This is a genomic window from Saccharothrix hoggarensis (assembly GCF_042678885.1).
GTDB lineage: Bacteria > Actinomycetota > Actinomycetes > Mycobacteriales > Pseudonocardiaceae > Actinosynnema > Actinosynnema hoggarensis.
Genome location: NZ_JBHTLK010000357.1, coordinates 1 through 4,446, shown reverse-complemented (window position 1 = coordinate 4,446; position 4,446 = coordinate 1). Strand labels below are relative to the sequence as shown.

Below are 4,446 nucleotides of genomic sequence, written 5' to 3'. Positions count from 1 at the left end.
GACCGCGTCCGCGCGGCGCACGGGCAGGGCGTCGGCCCGGAGCCCGGCCACCTGCCGTTCACGGCGGGCGCGAAGCGGGCGTTGGCGCTGGCCGTGCGGGAGTCGCTGGCGCTGGGACACCGGCACGTCGACACCGGGCACCTGCTGCTGGGCGTGCTGGCCGAGGGCGAGGCCGCCGTGGTGGACCTGCTCGCCGGGTACGGGCTCGACGTCGTGGACGTGCGGGACCGGGCGTTCGCCGCGCTGGCCGGCATCGACCTGGCGCCCGCCCGTCGGTCCGCGCGCCTGTTCCTCAGCTACCGCCGGCCGCAGGACCTCCACCTCGCGGGCCGCATCGCCGACCGGCTGGACGACATCGGCCGGTCCGTGGTCGGCGACGTCGGCGAGTGCGACGTGCTGCTGGCCGTCGTCGGGCCGGACTGGGCGCCGACCGACTCGATGCGGACGGAGGTGGCACGGGCCGCGGAACGCGCCGTGCCCGTGGTCCCGGTGCTGGTCGACGGGGCGGTGCTGCCCGCCGACCAGCTGCCGGCGACCGCCGCGCCACGCCCGGCCCCGCCGCTCACCCTGCGGCACGAGACGTTCCGGGCGGACGTGGCGCGGCTGGCCGACGTCGTCCGCTACGCCCAGCCGGGCATCGGGTAGCCCGCCATCAGCTCGGCGACCTCGGCGGCGATGCGGTCGAGCGCCCCCTCGTCGTCCGCCGACCGGACCGCCCGGTCGATCCACTCGGCGATCGCCGGCATCTGCTCGGCGGTCAGGCCGCGGGTGGTGATGGCGGCCGTCCCGAGCCGCACGCCGGACGGGTCGAACGGCCTGCGCGGGTCGAACGGCACCGTGTTGTAGTTCGCCTCGATGCCCGCCCGGTCGAGGGCCTTGGCGGCGGGCTTGCCGCCGATGGCCTTGGACGTCAGGTCCACGAGCACCAGGTGGTTGTCGGTGCCGCCGGACACCAGGTCGAACCCGCGGTCGAGCAGCGCCGCCGCCAGGGCGCGGGCGTTCTGCACGACGGCGTGCGCGTACAGGCCGAAGGACGGCTCCGACGCCTCGCCGAGCGCGACCGCGATGGCGGCGGTGGTGTGGTTGTGCGGTCCGCCCTGCAGACCGGGGAACACGGCCTTGTCGATCGGCTTCGCGTGGGCGGCGTCGGTGAGGATCATTGCGCCGCGCGGGCCGCGCAGGGTCTTGTGGGTGGTGGTGGTGATCACGTGGGCGTGCCCGACGGGTGACGGGTGCGCGCCGCCCGCGACGAGGCCCGCGATGTGGGCGATGTCGGCCGCGAGGACGGCGCCGACCTCCTCGGCGATCTCGGCGAAGGCCGGGAAGTCGATGGTGCGCGGGATGGCCGTGCCGCCGCAGAAGATCACCTTCGGGCGTTCCGCGCGGGCCAGGTCGCGGACCTCGTCCAGGTCCACCACGCCGGTCTCCTTGCGGACGCCGTACTGGACGCTGCGGAACCACTTGCCGGTGGCCGAGACGCTCCACCCGTGGGTGAGGTGGCCGCCGGCGGGCAGCGCCATGCCCATGACGGTGTCGCCGGGGTTCAGGAACGCCAGGTAGACGGCGAGGTTCGCGGGCGAGCCCGAGTACGGCTGGACGTTGGCGTGGTCGGCGCCGAACAGGGACTTGGCGCGGGCGACGGCCAGTTCCTCGATCGGGTCGACGACCTGCTGGCCCTCGTAGTACCGGCGGCCGGCGTAGCCCTCGGAGTACTTGTTGGTCAGCACGGAGCCGGTGGCTTCGAGGACGGCGGTCGAGACGTAGTTCTCGGAGGCGATCAGGCGGATCTTCTCGAACTGGCGGCGGGCCTCCGCCTGGACCAGCCGGGCGACCTCGGGGTCCGTGCCGGTGAGCGAGGGGATGGCGGGTTCGTGCACGACGACCTCCACGCGCGCGGGGGCGCTGCCGTAGCACCCAGGCGCGCGGTGCGATTCGGCGAAACGCTCCCCGGTGGTCGTTCCCACCCTCGGCACGCCAGTCGCGAACACCCGGATCGTACCTCAGTCCTCCCGGCCCGCCGGGGTCTTGATGCGGTGGGCGATGGCCACGACGGCGAGCACGGCGGACATCGCCGGGTCGACCTCGCCCTCCGGCCCCCCGTCCCGCTCCGGGTGGACCTCGTCGCCGACGGGGTGGCCGGTGGCGGTCTTGACGGGCTCGTCGCCGAGCGCGTCCGCGGCCTCGATCCATCGCGCCCGCGGCGCCGCCGACCGCCTCGTGGAAGTCCTCGTGCCACAGCGCGCCGGTGACCGGGTCGGGTTTGGACGGCAGCTTGTCATCGGACTGCCGAACCTCGCGGCGTCCACCGCCATCGGGGCTCCACCCCATCCTCATCCGGTCCGAGGTTGACGGTTGGGCGGAACGGACCATTGCCGCAATGGTCGGCCGACCCAATACTTTGGGTTGGAAACCTTCCAACCGGCCCTGTGCCACGTCAGCACTTCCCCCTGCCTCGAAAGGACTGACGTGCTCGATCGGCGAACGTTCGTGCTGGGTGCCGCCGCTACCGCGGCGCTCGCCGGCGCACTACCGGCCCACGCGGCTCCCGCGTCGGGCGACACACCGGACACGGCAGACACCACCAACCACACCGCGGGCGTGTTCACCGCGCCCGACGGCGCCACCCTGCTCCTCACCCGCCAGGACGGCCACTGGGTGCTCCTCGACGAAGGCGGGTCCGTGCGGATCACGTCCGGGCTCGCGGGCGCCGACCTGGTCGACGTCACCGGCGACGGCACCCGCGCGATCGCGGTCGGCGCCCTCGCCGGCGACCCGGTCGCGGCCGTCTGGGAGTCCACCGACGCCGTCACCTGGCGCGAAGTGCGCCGCCTGCACGGCGTGCGGTCCGAGTTCACCGCGGTCGGCGACGGCCTCGCGCTCGGCTCCGTCGTGAAGCACGAACGCGCTTCGGTGGTCCGCATCGCCGCCCGGCGCACCCCGTCGGGCACGTGGACCACCGTCCCGCTGCGCGGCCTGGAGTGGACCGACGGGCTGACGGCCACCGCCGTCACCGCCACGACCGGCGGCTGGATCGCCGCCGCCGTCGACCTCTCCGGCACGGTCCTGCACACGTCGCCCGACGGCGTCACGTGGACCGCGCGCCCCCGGCTGGACGGTGTCGCGGTGCGCGGCCTCGCCCAGATCGGCGACCGCGTGCACTGGGTCGGCAACGAGGTGGTCGACGCCACCCCGCTCGCCGGCGTGCTCGACGCGGACCGGACCCGTCCGGCCGTGCCGGCGGACGCGAAGGCCCTGGGTGTCGCCGGCACCCGCACCGGCTGGCTCACCGGCGGCCGGCTGATCACCGCGGAGGCGACCCGATGATCACGTTCAGCCGGATCGACGGCACCCCCGTCTACTACTGGCGGTCGGGCCGCGGCAACACGACCCTGCGCAACTGGCAGGCCACCCAGGCGTTCTACGACAGCCTGGTGCTGTGGATCAGGGACCTGCGGTCGCTGTCGTCGGCGTACGGCAGCATCACCTACCTGGTGTCGGCGGGCTTCTACGTCAACAAGCCCGGCGAGCACGGCGCGGGCACGGCGATGGACCTCGACTACGTCCAGTGGAGCGGCGGCCAGGTGTCGTCCCCGCTGGACCAGCACCACGCGTCCGGCACCCTCGCCACCCGGCGGCGGTACCTGGCGGTCGACGCGGTCTGCCGGCGGCGGTTCCGGTACGTGCTGGACGGCTGGTACAACGCCGCCCACGCCGACCACATCCACTCCGACTTCGGCGGCCTGCCGGTCCGCTGCGTCACGGGTTCGGAGAGCGACGTCAAGTTCGTCCAGTCGTTGTGCAACAACTTCATGAGCTCCGGTCTGGTGGTGGACGGCATCTGGGGTCCGAAGACCCAGAGCGCGTTCACGACCGCCAAGTCGCGCCTCGGCGTGACGGGTGACCCGCACACCAGCAGCGCGGCCTGGCAGACGTTCCTGTCCGCGGCGGCGCGCCGGGGGTTCGCGAACCAGGCGTTCTGACGCGACCACCGCGACGGGCCCGGAGTCGGCGACGGCTCCGGGCCCGTCGTCGTCCCCCGGGCCGGTGACCGCCCGATCATCGGGATCACGTGACGAGCGCATTACCCGATGGTGGAGGGCGAGGACGGCATATCCCGTTGCAGTCGGGGGCATCCCGACCGGGACAGGTCCGTTGTGGAGCGTGGCGGCGACGACGTCGGCCACGCCGAGACGAGGGGATCACCGGAGATGTCGGAGAAGAAGGCGGTCCGCCCCGGCGCCAGACCCGCCCGGCCGCCGCTGGGCGCACGACGGGGTGACGTCGTGGAGCCCGTCCCCGGGCCGCGCGCCGGCGCACCCGGGCACCGCGGCCGGGTGGTGCGTGGATGAGCACGTCCGAAGTGGACCTGGCCCCGATCGGGTTGGTGCCGGAGCAGGGCGGCGCCGCGGCGGTCGAGCGGACCGGGCCGAGCATGGCGGAGCTGCG

5 protein-coding genes and 1 riboswitch are annotated in these 4,446 nt (G+C 74.2%); of the genes, 3 read left to right on the top strand and 2 right to left on the bottom strand.

The features are described from left to right. Positions 1-645: Clp protease N-terminal domain-containing protein (locus ACFQ3T_RS34575; protein WP_380730016.1), on the top strand; the 645-nt coding region annotated here is incomplete at its 5' end. On the opposite strand, the gene ACFQ3T_RS34570 is transcribed toward ACFQ3T_RS34575, so the two are convergent. Together ACFQ3T_RS34570 and ACFQ3T_RS34565 are read right to left on the bottom strand one after the other, a co-directional pair. Next, entirely contained in the window at positions 621-1,877 is a 1,257-nt protein-coding gene (locus ACFQ3T_RS34570) for a serine hydroxymethyltransferase (RefSeq protein ID WP_380730014.1), read from the bottom strand. The two genes, ACFQ3T_RS34575 and ACFQ3T_RS34570, sit on opposite strands and share 25 nt — an antisense overlap. 28 nt (positions 1,878-1,905) lie before the next feature. Continuing rightward, a riboswitch (ZMP/ZTP riboswitch) is annotated at positions 1,906-1,992 on the bottom strand. An 8-nt stretch (positions 1,993-2,000) separates the two neighbouring features. Beyond that, positions 2,001-2,279, bottom strand: coding sequence for a hypothetical protein (locus ACFQ3T_RS34565; protein WP_380730012.1), 279 nt, complete (start codon positions 2,277-2,279; stop codon positions 2,001-2,003). Positions 2,280-2,466: 187 nt separating this feature from the next. On the opposite strand from ACFQ3T_RS34565, the gene ACFQ3T_RS34560 reads away from it, so the two are divergent. Together ACFQ3T_RS34560 and ACFQ3T_RS34555 are read left to right on the top strand one after the other, a co-directional pair. Beyond that, positions 2,467-3,324, top strand: coding sequence for a hypothetical protein (locus ACFQ3T_RS34560; RefSeq protein WP_380730010.1), 858 nt, complete (start codon positions 2,467-2,469; stop codon positions 3,322-3,324). After that, the gene (locus tag ACFQ3T_RS34555) at positions 3,321-3,980 is read left to right on the top strand and encodes an extensin family protein (protein WP_380730007.1); all 660 of its coding nucleotides are present in this window, start codon (positions 3,321-3,323) and stop codon (positions 3,978-3,980) included. Before ACFQ3T_RS34560 ends, ACFQ3T_RS34555 begins: the two co-directional genes overlap by 4 nt. The last annotated feature ends 466 nt before the right edge of the window (positions 3,981-4,446 follow it).